Origin of the sequence: Fibrobacter sp. (assembly GCF_045601785.1) — a bacterium.
GTDB lineage: Bacteria > Fibrobacterota > Fibrobacteria > Fibrobacterales > Fibrobacteraceae > Fibrobacter.
Map to the genome: position 1 here is coordinate 1 of NZ_JAZSAF010000079.1, position 19988 is coordinate 19988.

At 53.3% G+C, this 19988-nt stretch carries 17 protein-coding genes and 2 tRNA genes; 12 read left to right on the top strand and 7 right to left on the bottom strand.

Annotated features, from left to right (window positions below):
- The 5 genes from ACKI61_RS12230 to ACKI61_RS12250 all read left to right on the top strand — a co-directional run.
- Nucleotides 1–200 (top strand): hypothetical protein (locus ACKI61_RS12230; RefSeq protein ID WP_407457968.1); only part of this gene is annotated, 200 nt, incomplete at its 5' end.
- Between the two features lie 32 nt (nucleotides 201–232).
- Complete coding sequence (locus tag ACKI61_RS12235; RefSeq protein ID WP_407457969.1) at nucleotides 233–784, top strand: cytochrome c3 family protein; 552 nt, start codon at nucleotides 233–235, stop codon at nucleotides 782–784.
- Between the two features lie 22 nt (nucleotides 785–806).
- Nucleotides 807–1703, top strand: a complete 897-nt coding sequence (locus tag ACKI61_RS12240) for a 4Fe-4S dicluster domain-containing protein (RefSeq protein WP_407457970.1) — start codon at nucleotides 807–809, stop codon at nucleotides 1701–1703.
- Entirely contained in the window at nucleotides 1703–3658 is a 1956-nt protein-coding gene (nrfD, locus tag ACKI61_RS12245; RefSeq protein WP_407457971.1) for an NrfD/PsrC family molybdoenzyme membrane anchor subunit, read from the top strand. Before ACKI61_RS12240 ends, nrfD begins: the two co-directional genes overlap by 1 nt.
- Nucleotides 3655–4116, top strand: coding sequence for a hypothetical protein (locus ACKI61_RS12250; RefSeq protein WP_407457972.1), 462 nt, complete (start codon nucleotides 3655–3657; stop codon nucleotides 4114–4116). Before nrfD ends, ACKI61_RS12250 begins: the two co-directional genes overlap by 4 nt.
- A 43-nt stretch (nucleotides 4117–4159) precedes the next feature.
- On the opposite strand, the gene ACKI61_RS12255 is transcribed toward ACKI61_RS12250, so the two are convergent.
- Together ACKI61_RS12255 and ACKI61_RS12260 are read right to left on the bottom strand one after the other, a co-directional pair.
- Nucleotides 4160–4915 (bottom strand): hypothetical protein, encoded by a 756-nt coding sequence (locus tag ACKI61_RS12255; protein WP_407457973.1) that lies wholly within the window; start codon nucleotides 4913–4915, stop codon nucleotides 4160–4162.
- Nucleotides 4916–4922: 7 nt separating this feature from the next.
- Entirely contained in the window at nucleotides 4923–5933 is a 1011-nt protein-coding gene (locus ACKI61_RS12260) for a hypothetical protein (protein WP_407457974.1), read from the bottom strand.
- Between the two features lie 126 nt (nucleotides 5934–6059).
- On the opposite strand from ACKI61_RS12260, the gene ACKI61_RS12265 reads away from it, so the two are divergent.
- Nucleotides 6060–6132, top strand: a tRNA-Lys gene (locus tag ACKI61_RS12265).
- A 66-nt stretch (nucleotides 6133–6198) separates the two neighbouring features.
- Nucleotides 6199–6272 (top strand) — tRNA-Pro (locus ACKI61_RS12270).
- 434 nt (nucleotides 6273–6706) lie between these two features.
- Here ACKI61_RS12270 and trmFO read toward each other — a convergent pair.
- From trmFO to ACKI61_RS12290, 4 genes are all read right to left on the bottom strand, one after another.
- Nucleotides 6707–8080, bottom strand: a complete 1374-nt coding sequence (gene trmFO, locus ACKI61_RS12275) for a methylenetetrahydrofolate--tRNA-(uracil(54)-C(5))-methyltransferase (FADH(2)-oxidizing) TrmFO (RefSeq protein WP_407457975.1) — start codon at nucleotides 8078–8080, stop codon at nucleotides 6707–6709.
- A 144-nt stretch (nucleotides 8081–8224) separates the two neighbouring features.
- Nucleotides 8225–8677, bottom strand: a complete 453-nt coding sequence (locus tag ACKI61_RS12280) for a hypothetical protein (RefSeq protein WP_407457976.1) — start codon at nucleotides 8675–8677, stop codon at nucleotides 8225–8227.
- A 22-nt stretch (nucleotides 8678–8699) separates the two neighbouring features.
- The gene (locus tag ACKI61_RS12285; protein WP_407457977.1) at nucleotides 8700–9752 is read right to left on the bottom strand and encodes an IMP cyclohydrolase; all 1053 of its coding nucleotides are present in this window, start codon (nucleotides 9750–9752) and stop codon (nucleotides 8700–8702) included.
- A 108-nt stretch (nucleotides 9753–9860) separates the two neighbouring features.
- The gene (locus ACKI61_RS12290) at nucleotides 9861–10700 is read right to left on the bottom strand and encodes a NifU family protein (RefSeq protein ID WP_407457978.1); all 840 of its coding nucleotides are present in this window, start codon (nucleotides 10698–10700) and stop codon (nucleotides 9861–9863) included.
- A 142-nt stretch (nucleotides 10701–10842) separates the two neighbouring features.
- Between ACKI61_RS12290 and ACKI61_RS12295 the strand changes: the two genes are divergently transcribed.
- Complete coding sequence (locus ACKI61_RS12295; protein WP_407457979.1) at nucleotides 10843–11883, top strand: hypothetical protein; 1041 nt, start codon at nucleotides 10843–10845, stop codon at nucleotides 11881–11883.
- Nucleotides 11884–12118: 235 nt separating this feature from the next.
- Here the strand turns inward: ACKI61_RS12295 and glgC are convergent, their stop codons facing one another.
- Nucleotides 12119–13369: a glucose-1-phosphate adenylyltransferase gene (glgC, locus tag ACKI61_RS12300; protein WP_407457980.1), complete on the bottom strand. Its 1251-nt coding sequence runs from the start codon at nucleotides 13367–13369 to the stop codon at nucleotides 12119–12121.
- A gap of 278 nt (nucleotides 13370–13647) precedes the next feature.
- Here glgC and ACKI61_RS12305 point away from each other — a divergent pair, with 278 nt between their 5' ends.
- The 4 genes from ACKI61_RS12305 (at nucleotide 13648) to thiE (ending at nucleotide 19967) form a co-directional block, all read left to right on the top strand.
- Nucleotides 13648–15510 (top strand): phosphoenolpyruvate carboxykinase (GTP), encoded by a 1863-nt coding sequence (locus tag ACKI61_RS12305; RefSeq protein WP_407457981.1) that lies wholly within the window; start codon nucleotides 13648–13650, stop codon nucleotides 15508–15510.
- A gap of 412 nt (nucleotides 15511–15922) precedes the next feature.
- Nucleotides 15923–16531 carry a PadR family transcriptional regulator gene (locus ACKI61_RS12310; RefSeq protein WP_407457982.1) on the top strand — a complete coding sequence of 203 codons (609 nt, stop codon included), beginning with the start codon at nucleotides 15923–15925 and terminating at the stop codon, nucleotides 16529–16531.
- Between the two features lie 179 nt (nucleotides 16532–16710).
- Nucleotides 16711–19230 carry a GH36-type glycosyl hydrolase domain-containing protein gene (locus ACKI61_RS12315; protein WP_407457983.1) on the top strand — a complete coding sequence of 840 codons (2520 nt, stop codon included), beginning with the start codon at nucleotides 16711–16713 and terminating at the stop codon, nucleotides 19228–19230.
- Nucleotides 19231–19337: 107 nt separating this feature from the next.
- Nucleotides 19338–19967, top strand: a complete 630-nt coding sequence (gene thiE, locus ACKI61_RS12320; RefSeq protein WP_407457984.1) for a thiamine phosphate synthase — start codon at nucleotides 19338–19340, stop codon at nucleotides 19965–19967.
- Nucleotides 19968–19988 lie beyond the last annotated feature (21 nt).

The window sequence follows — 19988 nt, forward strand, 5'->3', positions numbered from 1 at the left end:
CCCCGATGCGTGACAACGTAGCGCAGTATGCCGAAAAGCCGGAAGAAATGGTCAAGTACCTGATGCATCCGACTCCGCAGCACCCTGATGAATGGCCGGCCATGGAAATCACTCCGCTGACCGAAGAACAGGCGAAAATGATGACGGCCTGGCTCCTGTACATTCTCAAGAATCCAGATGACCCGGGGAGGCCGAAGTAGGTGTGAGCGATGAGGTCGCTACGCTCTGAGCTATGAGAAGAGAGAAGGAAAAGAAATCAAGGTTATTTAAGTGGGCGGCAGTTTGTTTTGCCGTCGTATTCTCGTTCTTCTTGGCGGATTTCTTGATGGGGGAGCCGAGTGCTCCGCAGCACGCTTCGGGCCCGATTCCTTTTGACCACGCGTTGCACGGCGATTCCATCGGTTTGGATTGCGCCGCCTGCCATACGGGCGCTCGCGCCTCGGCGAATGCCTACATGCCTTCGAAAGCGGACTGCATGGATTGCCACAGGCTTCCGCTGACAGAAAATCCGGGAATCGAAACGCTGGATTCCATGTTAGCCAAAGCTGATGACCGCCCCTGGTCGCACAAGCGGATTTTGCCGGAACATGTGGTGTTCCATCACGGCGTGCATGCGGCTGCAGGCGTTGCTTGCAGCGACTGCCACGGTTCAAACCATATGCAGAACCGTTACGGCGGCGAAAGATTCGACATGCAGAGTTGCTTAAGGTGCCATCGCGGGCAGACTTTCAAAGAAAAAGGCTTTAAACCGGCGGCCACGTACTGCGCCGCTTGCCACCGCTAGTGTGGTAAGGTATCTTATGGGAATGGATCGTCGCGAATTCATCAAGAGTTGCTCGCTGGTGGCCGTCATGGGGTTGCTGTATGGATGCCGTAAGTCGGCGGTCCTCGGCGATATCGCGTCGCAGCTCTCGGTGCCCGAACTCAAGCGTTTTGAAGACGAAGTCAAGCTCGCCATGTCTCAGGCGAAAAAATCCCTCGACCTCGTGAAAATTTCGACTCCGGGTGCACTCAAGATTCCGGGAGCATCGGCTCTCAATCGATTTGGCATGGTCATCGACCTGGATGCTTGCGACGGTTGCGGCAAGTGTATTCTCGCCTGTAACATCGAAAACAACGTGCCACTGGTGACTCCCGAAGATGCATCTCGGGGCCGTTTCATGCACTGGGTGGAACTCCGCGGAAACGCCCCCTTCATGTGTGCCCATTGCGGCAATGCCCCCTGCGAACGCGTCTGCCCGACCGGGGCCGCCAATCACACCCCCGACGGGCTCAGCGCCATGATGTACAAGCGCTGCACCGGCAGCCGTTTCTGCGGCGCGAACTGCCCCGCACAGGCCCGCAAGTTCAACTTTAACGACGCCCAGAAGCTCGGACTTGCCCGCCAGTTCAACAAAGAAGTTCCGCTCCGCGATAAGGGCGTCATGGAAAAATGTAGCCTTTGCCTGCAGCGCCTGCAGAACGACCGTCTCGCCTTCAAGACGAAGCTCTCGGTAGCGGCAACCCTCGAAGATGCCGAGTGGCGTGGCCGCGGAGTCAAGACCGCCTGCGCCGAAGCATGCCCCCACAAGGCAATCGTCTTTGGAAACTGGCTCGACGAAAAGTCGCCGCTGGTCCAGCAGACCAAGGACCGCATCCTGTACGCGCCGCGAGAACTGGCAGACCTTGATCCTTCCGTGGTATTTATGCGGGGGAGTCGTTGATGTTTCGTTACCTGATGCTTGCGGGGCTTGCGCTCTTCTTGCCGGGGCTATATGCCCTGGGTGACTCGCTGTATCAGGGGCCTTCGGCTTGGATGGTGGATTCCCAGACTTTCTGGGGCACGCCCATTAGCCTATTCGTTTTCTGGATTGGGCTTGCCCATGCCGGAACGCTCCTGTCGGCCATTTTCCTTGCGCTCGGAATCAAGCTGGACCGCCGCACCGCCCTGATTGCGGAACTTTCGACACTCGTGAGCCTCGTGTTTGCAGGAATTTTCCCGCTCATGCACTTGGGCGTTGTCGAAAACTTCTACATGGTGGCTCCCTTCCTCGATGCCCGCGGCAACTTTGCCAACGTGCGCTCGCCCCTGGTGTGGGATTTCTGCTGCATTGCAGTCTATGCGTTCCTTTCGCTCTTCTTCTTTACGATTCACCTGAAATCCCGCGAAATTCCAGTACTGGAGCGCTACCGAAAGCCCCTGGCGTGGCTGCTCTTTCCGCTGGTGCTCTGGGTTCATACCATTGTGAGTCTCGATTTTGCGGCGACATTTGTACCGCAGTGGCGTGGAGCCTTCTTCCCGCTCTATTTTATTGCCGGCGCGATTCTTTCGGGGCTTGCTCTTGTAAACCTGCTGCTCTATTCCGAGGGCTACCGAGTGCGACTTTTGGAACGGCTCATGCTCGCCGGCTCATGGGTTATGGTCGGCTTCTGGTTCTGGGAATTCTTGACCAAGGGGATTTTCTGCACATCGGCATTCATCTTTGCGGGGGTGCTTCCGCAGCTGAGAGTTGTCTCGTTTATCCGCGAACACCGCACAGGCCGCATACTCCTTTCAATTTCTGTTCTGCTTGGGCTTTTCCTGGAACGCTATTTTCTCGTTTCTCCGATGCAGGGAATGCCCGGTCAAGTCCCCTTTGGCTGGGTTGATGCAGGCCTTGTCGCCTTTTCGGTAGGAGGCTTCATGCTGCTCTTCTTTGGAATGCGCCAACATTTGTCGCGCTCCATGGAAAGTGAAGGAACCTACTTCGGCGAAGTCGATGGCAGCGAGATGGCGATGGTCGAAGAGGCCGCCCGCGAATCGTCGGAGCTTTCTCGCGAAAAGAAGCGAGGCATCGACCTGTCCTATATACAGCCGTGGTCTTCCGATGAATACAAGGTGCTGCGCCTGCCCCTTCTGGTCGGGTTCGCGGCGGCTCTAGTCTTTTCGCTGTGGGTGAGTGCGCAGCTGCCCTTTGCGGCTAGCCCCTACGAGAACATCGAAGTCGCGTTCGCAAATATCGTTCCGCTGTTTTATCCTATCGCGGCATTAATCGCGGCGGGGGTGCTGTTCTTGGCGATTCTGCACCATTTGAGGCAATCTCCAGACTCTGCGCATGTGACGTTTGCGCGTCGCATTAGCACAATTTTTGCGGCAATTCTTGTCGTTTTTGCGGCTGTCGCGGGTACCTTCTACGCGGGCGGAGCTTCAAGAGCTTCGGCAGAATCAGTCGAAGCGTCTCCCTTGAATGTTGAAAATCCGATTGAAAAGTACATCAGGGAAATGTCAAACGAATCCGCGGAGGCATCCGTAGATACATCCGCGAATGTATCCGCAGAGTCGTTACCCGCCACCATGGACAGCGCCGAAATAGAATTCATATGGAATGCACGCTGCGCTAAATGCCACGGGGTAGACGGGCGCTTCAACGAAAAATTTGTCCGAGAGTATTATCCGGTACCGCAAAAACTTGATGCAGCGCGCATAGACAGCCTGGGGCTCGATTCCCTCGAAAAAGTTGTCCTGGATGGCCGAGTCAACATGAGCGCCTATCGTGGTCGCCTGACCGAAGCAGAAGTCCGCGGGCTCGTCGCTTACATGCGGCACCTGGCAGGCGATTTAAACAGCAGTTCCGCAGGCGATTCAGCCGCAGTTGATTCCAGTGCGGTAGATTCCGCCGCAGCAGGGGAGGCTCCATGACACCACTCGTCAATGCACTCGCCTGTCTCGTGGCTCTTGGGGTGGCATCGCTCCTGTGGAAGCCCAAATCGTCCTTCTACCGCAATGCGGCTCTGTTGGCTGGTTTCTTGCTGTTCTCCTGCCTGTACACCTACCTTGGCAGCGAAACCTTCGATCTGAAATACCTCGAACCGCAGTTGGAACATTACCCGTTGCGCATGCTCATGCTCTGTCTTTGCCTTTCGACAACATCGCTTACGCTCTACCGCAGGCGCTATCTGGTACTTGCACAGGGACTCTGGTGTTGGGTTGAACTCTTTGGCGGCATTGCGCTCTATTACCGTGGCTTCGATGTGGCATGGATTCGCATCGCGGCCCTCGCCGGAATTACCCTGGGCAGTACCTTCCTTTCGAGAATATCAAAGGAAATGGAATTCTGCCTGATGGTCTTCTGGATCGCCATCTGGGTGTTTTTTTAGTTGACAGTAGGAAGTTGTCCGTAAACAGGATGCGAGATTGGTTTTATAGGGAAATTTCCTTGAGATGATCTGCGGTCAGTTTCGACAGTGCGGTCGCCTTGTCGCGCTTGAACTTGAGTTCCTTCGTGTTGAACCAGAGCGGAATCGTACCTGGATGCCGTAGGCTGAATCCGAGAAGGCTTGCTACATTCAGATTCTTGTAGATGATTTGCCATTCGGGGCGGATACTTGCCGCAGCCAGAAGGTAATCCCCGTTAATAAGGCTCGGCACCTTATCGTCCAAAGAGTTCTTGGCTTGTGCTACCAGGTACGGGACGTTGAACATTTTTCCGCCTGCGTGGGCCATACGGAGCGAATAATCCTGCAGCCGAAATTCCGGAGGGAGACTTTGATCGAACAAGCCTGTTCGTTGGACAATTCGACTAGAGAAGACGCCTATCAATGGGTTGGGTGCAGCGACAAATCGCATTTTTTCATTTTCAGAAATGGTGGCGAATCCCTTGGCTCCGTTCAGCAGCTGTCCTCCGTAAAAATGTCCGTTGAATTTGAGTCTGGGCGCAAAGGCGTCCACCATCGGAAATCCTTCGATCACTTCGGCCAGATTATTCAGGAAGTCGCGGTCAATGGATGCAGACGGGTGCGCAAGGACGACCCATTCCGCATCGATTTTTTGCAGCGGCCTGTTCCAATCGCTGCTGTGCTGCCAGCCGAGAGCGTTGTCTTCGAATTCCGGTTTCCATTGGTTGAAGTTTGGATTTTCTTCTTCGAAAACGAATACGTCAAACTGCCGCATTGCCATGCCGCCACTAGAAGTTGATGCGTAGGCCCAGTCGGTGCTCGTGTCCCATCCCTTCCGCTAGGTAAGAGAAGCTGTAGTCGAGTGCAAACAGATCCATGGCGTAGCCAAGACCCGCACTCAACATGTGGGCGTTGTTCGTTTCGTCGGGGCGGTCTTTCGATGCCAGAAGTTCCTTCACATCGCGTGTAATGTCGAGCCATGTGCGCTGAAAACCAACACGGGCAAACAGGCTGGAACCAATGGCATATTCTCCGCCCAAGCTTAAGAACGATTCCTGGTACCTCGGAAAGTCAGTATTCGCAAAGACGGTCAAGCGGGGGAGAAGATTCGGCCTGAAAAATCCTGCAATGGCAAAAGTCTGCGACATCGGGTAGTACTCGTCATCGCCGTCATCGGTGTAGTCGCGCAGAAGGCAGCCGAAATCGCGGCCCATTAGCGAGAAACCGAAGCGTTTGCTTTCAGCCTGCCAGGCAATGCCCCAGTCAAATGCAGCGCCCAGGGCGGTGCGGTCTCCGGAGTCGTCGGTCAATTTATCTGATGCGAACTTGAGAGTCGTTCCGAACCTGAAGTGCTTGAGCGGAATCGTTGCGGTGACTGTCGCGAGCTGGCTAAAAGGTTCGTAGTCTTTGCCCGTCGATTCGCCGTATTCGTCGTAGCCTTCGATGGAACCATAGGAAAGCCAGTTGTAAGACGTCTGGAAAATGAACTTTCCAAGTTGCGCCGTGTAGAACAGGCTGCCTTGATTTTCTGCCATGTCACCTGTTTGCCAATGTGCGGCGGCAACATGACGCTTGCCTTCGGGCATGGTGACTGCAGCCGGGTTCAGCTGCGTAATGGTCGGGTCCGTCGAAATACCTGCGCCCGCCGATTTTTCAAGAGATGCATTACGCGGGCTGTCAAATGTGTTTATGAATGAAAAGACTTCTTGCCCAGCGTCGCCCTGAGTAAAGTAGGCGTGGCAGAGTGCAGGAATTGCAAACAGTGCCGCAGCCGCGGTGAAGAAGTGTTTCAAAATCATAGTTGAAATTTACAAATAATGCGACCGGGATAAGGAAAATTTGGACGAAAAAAGCCACATTTTTTTGAATAAAAGGGGCTTTCGCCTTTACAAATAAGCAAATCTTTAATATATTTGGGTGCGTTCGGGCTACTAGCTCAGTTGGTAGAGCAACGCCCTTTTAAGGCGTGGGTCGAAGGTTCGAGCCCTTCGTAGCTCAGGAAACCGGCTCCGAGTTAGATTCAATCTTTTTCGGAGCCGGTTTTTCCTTTTAAAAACGAACAATCGGGGTGTAGCTCAGCCTGGTAGAGCGTCTGCTTTGGGAGCAGAATGTCGTCAGTTCGAATCTGGTTACCCCGATATGAAAGTCGCACCCCAACGGGGTGCGATTTTCATATTTGTATAGTCATTCGAACTGATCAGTTCGACTAAAACCATCGAGAGCGAAGCGAACTCAGATGGTTTTAGGCCTTAACTTGAACGAAGTTCAAGTAAGCCCGAAGGGCAAAATACGAAACAAAGTGAGTATTTTGGCAATCTGGCTACCCCGATACAAAAAATGCGACCCCTTTGGGGGTCGCTTTTTGTATCGTGCTAACGCCAGATCGAACTGACCAGTTCGACAAAATTTGCCTATGCACGAACAGCGAGAGTGCGAAAGGCGAATTTTGCGCAATGCCGTTAAGGCATTGCCCGTAGGGTTCGCGCCGCTCGGCGAAGCCGAATAGCGGCAAGAACAATCTGGTTACCCCGATGAAAAAAGGACCCCTTTATGGGGTCCTTTTGCAATTTGGTTACACCAATTTCCTATCCGCAATCCACTTTCTTACGGCTTCTTCGGCGCGGGCCGCAAGAATTTCCTTCTTGTTCTTCTTTTTTAAGCCCTCGTGGTGGGGGAGCAGCCCAAAGTTGAAATTCATGGGCTGGAAGTCTTCGTTTTCTTCCACAAGGCGGTTCATGAGCGACCCAATGCAGCTTTCGTCGGGGAGCGGGTCGGCGTGTCCGTGCAGAATCGTCTGCGCCATGTTCCAGGCGGCGTACCAGCCGGTCGCCACCGCTTCGGTGTAGCCTTCGCTGCCGGTGATTTGCCCGGCGAACCAAGTCGGCGGAATGCCCTTGGCACATTCGAGATCCGGACGAAGGCGAAGCGTCTTGTCCAGGAACTTGGGTGATTCGATGAAGGTATTACGGTGCATGCAGCCGAGGCGTGCGAACTTCGCATTGCGCAAGGCCGGCACCATGGTGAAGATTTCTTTTTGCGTGCCCCACTTGAGGCGCGTCTGGAAACCCACCATGTTGAACAAAGTCTTCTGCTTGTTTTCAGCGCGGAGCTGGATGACTGCGTACCACAATTTCCCGTTGTTGCCTAGCCCAAGGCCAATCGGACGCATGGGACCGTGGCGGAGCGTCTCGTAACCGCGGCGGGCCATTTCTTCGACGGGGAGGCAGCCTTCGAACAGTTCGTTTTTTTCGAACGGACGCGGCTCGGTGCTTTCGGCTTCGCAGAGCTTGCGTACAAACTCGGCGTAGGTTTCCTTGTCCAAGGGGCAGTTGATAAAGTCTGCCGTTTCGCCTTTTTCCCAGCGGTTCATGTAGAAGGCATGGTCAAAGTCGATGCTGTCCGTTTCGACAACCGGAGCGATGGCGTCAAAGAAGTGCAGACGGTTGCTGCCGAGGCGCTTGAATATGTCGTCGGCAAGGGCGTCGCTGGCCAAAGGGCCTGCTGCCACTAAGGTAGGGCAGTCGCCTTCAAGGCTTGTGACTTCTTCGCGATGGAGTGTAATGTTCGGCGATTCAGCAATCTTTTTTTCGACCGATTCGCTGAAGATATCGCGGTTCACGGTGAGCGAGTCGCCTGCGGGCACAGCCGCTTCGCGTGCGGAATCTAGCAAGAAGCTCCCGAGCATCGTGAGTTCCTGCTTCAGGAGCCCATGGGCAGATGTAATGCCCAAAGCCTTAAAGCTGTTGGAACAAACTAATTGCGCGAGATGGCCGTCTTTGTGCGCAGGTGTATTTTTTACCGGGCGCATTTCGTACAAATCGACCTTAAAACTGCGGCTCGCCAGTTGCAAAGCCGCCTCGCAGCCAGCAAGGCCGCCACCAATTACACGTACACGTTGAGGCTTTGAGGTCGGGGCTTCGCCCCTTTGAGTAATGAGGTCGCTCATTTCATTCGCTTTGAGGGATTTGGGGTTACGAGGTATGAGGTCGTGCCTATGGCACTTTGAGGTTTTGAGAAATTGTTGTCTGTGGCTCAGAGGGCGTTAGCCCGTGCTCATACCTCAAAGGGCGCGTAGCGACCAACCTCACACCTAGTTTGCAATCATCTTCCGGTAGCTTTTTGCATTCCCGATCCAGAGCTTCACGAGCAGTTCTTCGAGCGAAGCCGAGGTCACAAATTCAGGGTCTGCGTCTTGGATCTCGTCGGAGATCATGTTCGCCTGGGTCGGGTTCAGCATCCCGTAATACAGAGCTTCCATGAGTTGTGACAAGAATTCCGGTGACACACGTGCCACGTATTCCATGTCGTTGAGCGGCGGAAGCTGGCTCTTATCGGGGCTGAACTGGTCCAGGTTGTCCATGGTCCACAAATCGGCGGCCTTACCCATATCGGCGGTCAAGGCGACATTCTTGATGGCGGAACGGTACTCGTTCCACTCCTTTGCTGTCGTCTTGCCGGCCTTGCGAATCTTTTTCAGAAAGCCAAGGACCGTGTAGTAGAGATCCTTTTCCCTCTGATTGATTTCTTTTTGCGACGTGGGCATCATAGGCAAATCTCAGAGATCATTAGTGGCGGAAGTGCCTCATGCCAGTGAACACCATGGCCACGCCAAGCTTGTCGCAAGCTTCGATGGAGAGGTTGTCCTTCTTGGAACCACCCGGTTGCACGATGTACTGGACGCCGGCCTTGGCAGCGGCTTCCACGTTGTCCGGGAACGGGAAGAAGGCGTCGGAGCCCATCACGACTTCGCTGAACACCTTCTTTTCCAGAGCCTTGAGTCCGGCCTTGTCGATGCACTTGCCCTTTTCGTTGAAGAACTTCTGGGCTGCCTTCATGCGGGCGACGTTGTCACGTACGCGGGGCTGGCAGAGGCGGAGGTTAGAGTCGATGCGGTTCGGCTGGCCGGGGCCAAGACCGATGACCTGGAAGTAGCCGCGGGCGTATTCGTAACCCATGACGATGGCGTTAGACTTGGTATGCTTGGTCACGAGCCAGGTAAAGCGGGCGAGGGCTTCCTTGTTCTTTGCGAACTTCTTCTTGGTGACGCACTCGAACTTTTCGTAAACGTCGACGTCGCGGTCCTGAACCAGCATGCCTCCGATCACGTGCTTGTACACCTTGCAGTGGGTTGCCTTCTTGATCTTGCCCACTTCAAGGAGACGAATGTCCTTGGACTTGTTCTTCAAAAATTCGAGAGCGTCCTTGTCGAATGCCGGAGCGAGAAGAATTTCGACGAACTTACCCTTCAGGAATTCGGCGGTCTTCAGGTCCACCTTGCGGGTCACGGCAATCACGGAACCGAAGGCCGACACCGGGTCACCTGCCCAGGCTGCTTCCATGGCGTTGCGCAGTGTCTTGCCGGTAGCGAGTCCGCACGGGTTCATGTGCTTCACGATAACGACCGCATTGTCGTCGCTGAATTCGCGGGCCATTTCCAGGGCTGCGTCGGCATCCACGATGTTGTTGTAAGAAAGTTCCTTACCCCAGAGCTGCTTTGCGGTGGCGAGGCTTGCTTCGGTGCAGGTCGGGTCGCGGTAGAACACTGCGGACTGGTGGGAGTTTTCACCGTAGCGCATCGGCACGGGGTCAACGAATTTCAAGACGAGTTCTTCGGACATAGAATTTCCTTTGATGTTTTACTAAATACAATATAAAAAACAATGTGTAATGTGTAGTGTGTAGTGTGAGATTAATCATTTCACATCCCACATTCCACATCTCACATTTTAAAACAGGCTCGGGGGAGGATTGTTGTCGTCTAACCCAGCCAAATTGCGGTCGGCATCGGACATCTCGTTCGGCGTAAAGTTGTCGAGCGGATCTTCAGGCTCTACAATCAAATTATAATAGACGTTGTTCTTCAGTTCGTCCTCGATATAGAAGAGCGTTCCGCCCATGGCAGAACCGCAACCGGCACATGCGCCCTGGTAGCGGATTTTTAGGCGGTTGTCTTCGGTCAAGTCGAGAATTTCCACGTCGCCGCCATCGCCCTGGAGCATGCCGCGTACGGACTGGTGCAACCAAGCTTCAATTTTCTCTATTTTTTGCACCTTGGTCATGGCGTTCCATTCGGCGTCCGCCTCGGCGCGGCCTTCGGCAGTCTGCGTGCGGTACTTGATGCGTTCCATCTTCTCACGGACCAAAATGGCGGTTCCCTTTTTTTCGGGGTAGGCTTCCAGGATTCGCTTGATTAGCGTGTTCATCTGCTTGATTTCGGGGGCGTTTTCAGCGATGGCACGAACGTCGGGGGTGTCACGGAGCTCAAGCTCAAGGCTTTCGGCGGTAATGGCGCATGCTTCGTCGACAGTCACCATCTGAATCTTCTTGCAGAAGGTATCGGCAAGGGCCGTAAACACAGGGCCGCCGTAGGTGAAGAATCTTGTTTCCAGAATCTTGTCGCAGTCGGGGTCTATCATCAGGTAGACTTTCAGACTCGCTTCCTTTACATCCACGAGCGCCAGTCCCTTCTCGTCGGCTTCAATCTGGAAAATCGCCCCTCTGTACTTGGGGGATTTGGCTATTTCCTGCAGTTTTTGCGAAAGATTCGCACACAATTCTTCACTCATGTGTTCAAATTTAGCAATTTAAAGACTATTTGTGCCAAAAATCACAATATTGATGACAAATAGAACATTTTATAGAAAAAAACATTGAAATTTCCGTCATAAAAAGATATCTTTAATGTAAACAAATTTAAAGGAGTTCGTTATGAATATGAAAAAATTGGGTATTGCCCTTTCCCTGACTGCTGCTTTCGGCCTGATGGCTTGCGATGATTCCAGCAGTGCGTCCTCTGAAAACAAAGATAACGGCGCAAACCCGACTTGCTCGGTTTCCTCCGATAAAAATTCGGTAACGACAACGATGACCAAGGATGGAATGACCGCCACGATGGTCGCAAAAATTGAAGATGGTTATGTTGTATCGACAACGACTTTTACGAATACTCCCAAGGCTGAAATAGACGAAGCTTGCGCAGACGAAAAAGCAGACGAAGAAAACGTCGAAGTCACCTGCAAAGACAATGTCATTACCACAAAGATGGAAGCCGATGGAATCACGCTTTCGACGATCAAGGCCGGTGCGGATTATGGCTGCAAGGCCGCAGAGTCTGGCAAGTTCGACCTTGACGATGATGACGCCAAGCAGGAACAACAGAACCAGTCTGAAGAACAACAGAACCAGTCTGAAGAAAAACAGGACCAGGGCGAAAAGGCTCCGGTAGATGATAATCAGGGTAACGAACCTGCTGACGATGGCGAACCGAACGAAGGTGTTTCGTCTGACGACGAAAAACAGGGCGGCAACGTTCTTCCGGGCCTTGAAGACCTGGATCTTGGTGAAGTCGGCACCGATTGCAGCGAAGAAGGGGCAACGAAAAACGGTAACGTGATGGGTATGGATATGCCGCTCGTCTGCACCGATGGTTCCTGGATTGTCGATGAAGATGCAGCTGAAGAAATGTTTTCTTGTACTGCAGAAGAAGAAGGCTCCAAGAAGCAGATGGATGTTGCCGGCGTGACCATGGACATGGTCTGCGAAGATGGTGAATGGGTTGCCGATCAGTCTTGCTCCGAAGAAGGCGCTACCAAGACCATGGAAGTCATGGGCTTAAGTGTGGATATGGTCTGCCACGATGGCGAATGGGTCTCCGACGATTCCTGCACTGAAGAAGGTGCCACCAAGGAAATGATGGGCATGCCGATGGTTTGTGAAAATGGCGAATGGACCCTGAACATGAGTTTCTAAAGGAAAAACATCTTTAAAAGCTAAATTCCTCTAAAAATTACAGCAAAAAGCCCTGACAATCAACTGTCGGGGCTTTTTTTGTATACAAGAAATGCCCCGGTTTGACCGGGGCATTTTCTTGTTATTAGTGAAGCGCGACGCTCGTCTTGCTATGCTATGCGTTGCGCTCTTCGAGCGCAAGCCTTTCGGCTCGGCCATAGAAAAATGCAAGCATTTTTCTGCGGCACTCGCCTTGCTAGGCTTTTATGATGGTATCCTTGGCGAGCACTACAATTCCGGATTCGGTCACGTGGAAGAGCTTCTTGTCGCGTTCCAAGTCGTAGCCAATCTGGAAGCCTGCAGGAATATGCAGGCCCTTCTCGATGATGGCGCGGCGCACCTTGGCACCCGGGCCAATGGTCACGTTCGGGAAGAGTATAGATTCTTCGACCAGGGCATCTTTCTGGATAGAAACGCCGGGGGAGAGGATGCTCTTAACCACGGTACCGCCGCCAATAATGCAGCCCGAAGACACGATGGAGTCGATGGCTGCACCCTGATGGGAATCGGCGTCGCCCGCAAAGAACCTTGCTGGGGGCTGGTTCCAGTTGAAGGTTCGGATGGGCCAGTAGTTGTTGTAAAGGTCGAACGGCGGGTTTTCGGAGCAAAGGTCCATGTTCGCTTCGAAGAAGGCGTCGAGCGTACCCACGTCGCGCCAGTAACCCTTGGTGCTGGCCTGTTCGCCGCGCACGATGTTCGTGTTGAAGTCGTACACGTAAACGGGGTAGTCCTTGTATAGGCTCGGAATGATGTGCTTGCCGAAGTCGGTAGCGCCGTTTTCGGCACCCTTCAAAAGTTCGCGCACCAGGAACTTGCTCGTAAAAATGTAGTTGCCCATGCTGGCGAGGCAGTAGCCGGGGTTGCCGGGCATTTCTTTGGGGTTCTTGGGCTTTTCTTCGAAACCGATCATGCGGTTGTCGGCGTCAACTTCGATAATGCCGAATTCAGAGGCTTCGGAAACCGGCACCGGAATGGCGGCAATGGTCAAAAGGGCGGCGCGGCTCAAGTGGAAATCAATCATCTGGTTGATGTCCATCTTGTAAATGTGGTCGCCACCGAAAATCGCAACGAGATCCGGGCGCTCGTCCGTAATCAGGTTGATGTTCTGGAAAATGGCGTCGGCAGTGCCCTTGTACCAGTCGTCGCCAGTGCGCATCTGTGCAGGAACCAAGTCCACGTACTGGTCCAAACTGGCATTCAAATTCCAGGCGGCAGAAATGTGCTTGTTCAAGGAATCGCTCTTGAACTGGGTCAAAACCTTGATTTTAAAGATGCCGGAGTTGATGAAGTTGTTGAGCACAAAGTCGATAATGCGGTAGGTTCCGCCGAAATGCACTGCCGGTTTCGCGCGGTCGCGGGTGAGGGGCTGCAGGCGGCTTCCTTGGCCGCCCGCCATGATCATGCAAAGAATGTTTTTCTGGTGTTCTCTAGAATAGGACCAACTCATATTAAAATCACCTCAAATTCGGGGCAAAACGCTCCGTTCGTGTATACAAGCCTAATTTATGTAATTTTCGGCAAAAATGAAAAGTTTTTTACAAAAAAATGAAAAAAAATCGATTTTTTATGCGTTTGTTCGTATAGAACGGACTGCGTGTGGCGGATGGATGGGGTGATTTAGCTCAAATTTTTAGAAAATACCCTGCAATTCAGTTTTTATTTTTTGTAAATTTTACCGCGTTCGAAATTATCGAAACTTAACGTTAAACCAAACAGGAGCTCATAATGAGTCTTACCCTTAACGATATCAAGCACCCGAAGATCAGTACTTGGGTGAATGAAATGATTGCCATGTGCGAACCGGACAACGTCGTTGTCGTTGACGGCTCCAAGGAAGAATACGATGCCCTTATGCAGAAGTGCGTCAAGGCTGGCCTCGCCACGAAGCTCGCCAAGAAGGAAAACTGCTACCTGTTCCGTTCTCTCCCGTCTGACGTGGCCCGCGTCGAATCCCGTACCTTCATTTCCTCTGTGAAGGAAGAAGATGCAGGTCCGACCAACCACTGGATCGACCCGTCTGAACTCAAGCAGACGATGCGTAAGCTCTATAAGGGTTGTATGCACGGCCGTACCATGTACGTGATTCCGTTCTGCATGGGCCCGCTCGGCTCCCCGATTTCCAAGAACGGTATCGAAGTCACGGACTCCGAATACGTTGTTCTCAATATGGACATCATGACTCGCGCTGGCAAGAAGGTTCTCGATATCTTCAATGCTGACCCGAACGCTGACTTCGTTCCGTGCCTCCACTCCGTTGGTAAGCCGCTCCGCGAATGCGAAAGCGACAACGGCATCTGGCCCTGCGCTGACGTTGAATACAAGTACATCACTCAGTTCCCCGAAGAACGCCTCATTTGGTCCTACGGTTCGGGCTACGGTGGAAACGCTCTTCTCGGTAAGAAGTGCTTCGCTCTCCGTATCGCTACCGTTCTCGCTCGCGACGAAGGCTGGCTCGCTGAACACATGCTCATCCTCAAGCTCACCAACCCGAAGGGCGAAGTCAAGTACGTGACTGGCGCATTCCCGTCTGCTTGCGGTAAGACGAACCTCGCCATGCTCATCCCGACTATCCCGGGCTGGAAGGTCGAAACCATCGGTGACGACATTGCATGGATGAAGTTTGGTAAGGATGGCCGTCTCTACGCTATCAACCCGGAAGCCGGCTTCTTCGGCGTTGCCCCGGGCACCTCTGCAGAATCCAACAAGAACGCTCTTATCTCTGCAGAAAAGAACACCATTTACACCAACTGCGCCCTCACTGAAGACGGCGACGTGTGGTGGGAAGGCATCGGCTACCCGGCACAGGGCAAGCTCGTTGACTGGAAGGGCAAGACCCGTGACGCTCTCCCGAAGGACAAGGCTCCTAAGGGCGAAGAAATGGCTCACCCGAACGCTCGCTTCACCGCTCCGGCCAAGCAGTGCCCCTGCATTGCCAAGGAATGGGAAGATCCTGCTGGCGTGCCTATCGACGCTATCCTCTTCGGTGGCCGTCGTCCGTCCACTATTCCTCTGGTTCACCAGTCCCTCAGCTGGAACCACGGCGTGTTCCTCGGCTCCATCGTGGGTTCCGAAATCACCGCTGCCTCTACGATTGACGCCTCTCAGGTCGGTAAGATCCGTCGCGACCCGTTCGCCATCCTCCCGTTCTGCGGCTACAACATGGGCGACTACTTCAAGCACTGGATCGAAATCGGTCAGAAGTCCACTGAAGACAAGCTCCCGAAGATCTTCTACGTGAACTGGTTCCGTAAGGATGCCGACAACGAAAAGCTTCCGGGTGGCTTCATGTGGCCGGGTTACGGTGACAACAGCCGCGTGCTCGCTTGGATCTTCGACCGCTGCAACGGTGTTGACAACGCTGTCGAAACCGCCATCGGTTACATGCCGAAGGAAGGCGCCATCAATACTGATGGTCTCGCTGACTACTATAAGGAAACCCTCCCGCAGATTCTCAAGGTTGACGTGGAAGGCTGGAAGAAGGAACTCGCCGACGTTAAGGAAAACCACTATCCGAAGTTCGGCAAGCACCTCCCGAAGGAACTCTCCGAAATCATCGACATGATCCAGGATCGCCTCAATAAGGCATAATAAGGCGAGTGAAGCGGGAACAAACTCGTTTGTTCCCATTTCCGAGCCGATATGCCTGCGCTCGTAGAGCGCAACGCTTAATAAGCCTTATCTTTCCTAACGGAAATCCTTTGATTAAAAGCGACCGGCTTTATGCCGGCCGTTTTTTTATAGCGTGAAATTTGGTTAAAAAGACAATATTGTTAGGCGTTGTGAAAACAAATGTGTCGGCCTGGGAAGGGGAGGGTGCAGGGAGGGGACCGGACGGCCTTCGCAACTCTGAGCATGGTCCCCTCCCGCATAAAAGAAAAAACTCTTGTATCTATCTTTATTTTTTTTAGAAAAAATTGTCGCACCGCGACAATTTTTAGTTATATTCCAAGTTGGAATAGTCCAACAGATGAAAATCTGTGGAATTAGAAGAAGGTGAGTTATGAATCGATACGATCTAGTGCTTTTGGGGCTTATCCTCGAAAAAGAGCGCAGTGGCTATGACATTATCACGGAAGTTCGCAAGCGCGAGCTGGACCGCTGGGCAAACCTGAGTACGTCCACCATCTACAACCGTCTCGCGACGCTTGAAAAGCATGGTGACATCAAGGGCAGCAGCAAGCGCGATTCCAACCGTCCGGAACGAGTCGTGTTCACCATTACCGATTCGGGCAGGGAAACTCTCCGCAAAGAAATCCTGAAGCACCTGACGGGTTTCAACGACGACCCCAGAACGCTTGGCTTTGCATTCCTGTATGGAGCAGACAATAAAGAACTCATCCGTTCTCTCGAAGTCCATGAACGGCGTCTAGTACAGGAAATCGAGACGCTTGAAAAGATGATTGCTGAAGAACCGCGCCCCACGCTCTATGCCGAAGGCCCGTTCCTGAACTGCATGAGCCGCGACCATATTCTTGTTGAACTCAAGTATGTGCGCGCCGCTATTGGCATTTTGCGTGATCCCGTGCGCAACAAGAAACTCGACGGCTACTTCTACATCAACTTCGGAAACCGAGATTTTGAGAATTTCAACCAGAAGAAAGAGGTGTGAGGTCGCTCCCGATGGTCGCTTTGAGCGATGAGGTCGGCACTTCGTGCCTTTGAGCTTTATAGGACTTTACTAAATTTGCATCAAAAGTTGTATTAGGTGACGGTGTATTTTTGCAATAGCTCGTACCTCATCACCTCATACCCCAAAACCTTTTAACAACCCCCTCTCACGGAGATACAATGGCTACAAAACAGACCAAGAAGAGCGCCCCGAAGGCCAAGAAGGTTACAGCTAAGGCTGCAGCTAAGTACGGCTACTTTGACGACGCCAAGAAAGAATACGTGCTCACCACGCCGGCAACCCCGATTAAGTGGTGCAACTATGTTGGTACTTTGAACTTTGGTGGTATCGTCGATACTACTGGCGGTACCCTCGTTTGCAAGGGCGACCCGGCCCTGAACCGTATCACCAAGTACATCGCCCAGATGCCTTGCTCTGACTTTAAGGCCAGCACCATCTATATCCGCGTGAAGAACGCCAAGGGCTACACCGTGTTCTCTCCGTTCGTGGTTCCGACTCTCACCAAGATGAAGAAGTGGGAATGCCACGTGGGTCTTTCTTACATGCGCTGGATCGCCGAATGCGAAGGCCTCCGTACGCAAGTGACGATTTTCGTTCCGACTGGCTCCAACACTCTCCTCCAGGACATCCAGGTCACGAACCTCGACAAGGCTTCCAAGGAAGTGGACATTATCCCGGTTTATGAATTCAGCCACTTCGAAGCTGAAAAGCAGCTCACGAACGCCGACTGGGTCCCGCAGACCATGACCCTCAAGGGCCACTGGGAAAAGGACGGCCACGTGGTGCTCGAACAGTACGCTTACATGAAGCGTGACTTCGCCGTGAACTATGTGACTGCAAACTGCAAGGTCGGTAGCTTTGATGGCGACCGCCGCGTGTTCCTCGGTGCAAACGAAATGGGTTCCTGGGCAGCGCCTCTCAGCCTCGCCAACAAAGAACTTTCCAACAGCGAATGCGATCGTGGCGACAACATTGCCGCTCTCATGATTCACGCTGGCAAGATTGCCGCCGGCAAGACCTTCCGCACCTGCACCCAGCTCGGTCAGGAACAGAGCCTGAAGGTTGCCTCTAAGGCTATCAAGAAGTACCGCGACTTGAAGAACGTCGACAAGGCTTTCGACGAACTCGCCAAGTTCTGGGAAAAATACCTCTCTACGATCCAGGTGCAGACTCCGGATGCCGCGTTCAACTCCATGGTGAACGTCCACAACCCGCGTCAGTGCCACACCACCAAGAACTGGAGCCGCTACCTGTCCTTGTATCAGCTGGGCTACGGCACCAGCCGCGGTATCGGTTACCGTGACTCCAGCCAGGACCTCATGGGCGTGATGAGCCACATGCCGGAAGAAGCATTGGAACTCGCCTTGAACCTGCTCTCTGTGCAGCGTCCGGAAGGTAACGCCATGCACCAGTACGCTCCGCTTGCCCTTGCCGAAGACAACGGCAACGAAGCTAACGCCGGTGACTCCCGCGAAAAGAAGGGTGTGCTCGACGAAAACGGCAACCCGGCTTATGCTGACTGGTACGGCGACGACCACCTGTGGATCGTTCTCACTATTGCAAACTACCTCAAGGAAACCGGCAAGATGGACCTCCTCAAGAAGGAAGTTCCGTTCTACGAAGCCGGCAAGAAGCGCGCTCAGCGTGAAAAGGGCACTGTGCTCGAACACCTCAAGCGTTCTCTCAACTTTACCCGTACTCACCTCGGTAAGCACGGCCTTCCGCTCCTCGGCTTTGCCGACTGGAACGACTGCATGAACCTCCCGCTTGGTGCAGAATCCTCCTTCAACACGGGCCTCTATGCTAAGGCTCTCCTTGAAATGATGGACATCTGCGAAGCTCTCGGCGACACCAAGTCTGTCGAAATGTACAAGGGCTGGTACGAAGACGTGAAGAAGGCCTTCAATGACAGCGCTTGGGACGGCAAGTGGTGGGTCCGCTGGTTCGACAAGCAGGGCAACGCCTACGGCACCAACAAGGCCAAGTACGGCAAGATTTACTGCAACAGCCAGTCCTGGTCTGTGATTTCTGGCATTGCTACTGGCGACCGTGCTGTGATGGGCATGGACAGCCTGAACAAGCTCCTCAACACCGCCAACGGCGTGAAGAGCTCTACTCCGGGCTACCGTGGCTTCGACCCGAACGTGGGTGGCATTTCTACCTATCCTCCTGGAGCCAAGGAAAACGGCGGTATCTTCCTCCACACGAACCCGTGGGTGATGATTGCCGAAACGATTCTCGGCCGTGGCGACAAGGCCTTCCAGTATTACAGCCAAATTAACCCGGCTGCCAAGAACACCAAGCTCGACGAGTTCGAATCTGAACCGTATTGCTATCCGCAGAACATCCTCGGTGACGAACACAAGCAGTTCGGTATGGGCCGTAATGCATGGCTCTCCGGCACTAGCTCCTGGACTTACCAGGCTGCAACGCAGTTCATCATCGGTGTCCGCGCAAGCTTCAAGGGCCTCATCGTGAATCCCTGCATCCCGAGCTCTTGGGATGGCTTCAAGGTGACCCGCAAGTTCCGCGGCGCTACCTACGAAATCGAAGTGAAGAACCCGAAGCACGTGTGCAAGGGTGTCGCCGAGATGATCGTCGATGGCAAGAAGATTGACGCTGACGTGGCCCCGATCTTTACGAAGGGTGTGCACAAGGTGACTGTTACCTTGGGTTAATTCCTAAAGTGTCATCCTGAGCGTAGCAACGAAGTTGCGAAGTCGAAGGATCTAGATCTGAAATAAAAGTCCGCCTCTCACGAGGCGGATTTTTTATTTTTGTGCGCATGAAGAATCTCAATACGACGCTTTATTTTATTACGGATAGCACGACTGTACCCGAAGATCGCTTTTTGCCGGTGGTGGAGGCTGCTTGCAAGGGTGGCGCGACGATTGTTCAGTTGCGCGAAAAGGATCGTTCTACCCGCGAGTATTTGCAACTGGCCGAGGCGGTGCATGCGATTACGGCTCGTTACGGGATTCCCCTGATTATCGATGACCGCGTGGATGTGGCGCTTGCGATTGGTGCCGAGGGCGTTCATGTGGGGCAGAGCGATATGCCGGTGCGTTTAGCCCGCAAGCTCATGGGCGAGAGCGCGATTGTGGGAGCGACCGCGAAAACGGTGCCGCAGGCGCTTGAAGCTTATGAGCAAGGCGCGGACTACTTGGGTTGTGGAGCCATTTACCCAACGACAACCCACGTGAAAACGGTGATTACACCGGTCGAAACCTTGAAAGAAGTGGTGAAGGCGGTGCCGATTCCGGTGAATGCCATTGGCGGGCTCAACAAGGACAACATCTTTGTACTGAAGGACTCGGGCATTGCGGGCATTTGCGCGGTGTCGGCGATTATGAAAGCGACTGATCCCGAGACCGCGACCCGCGAACTTAAGGAAGCTTTCCTTAAGTTAAATTAGTGGTGGATTGCTTCGTCGCTG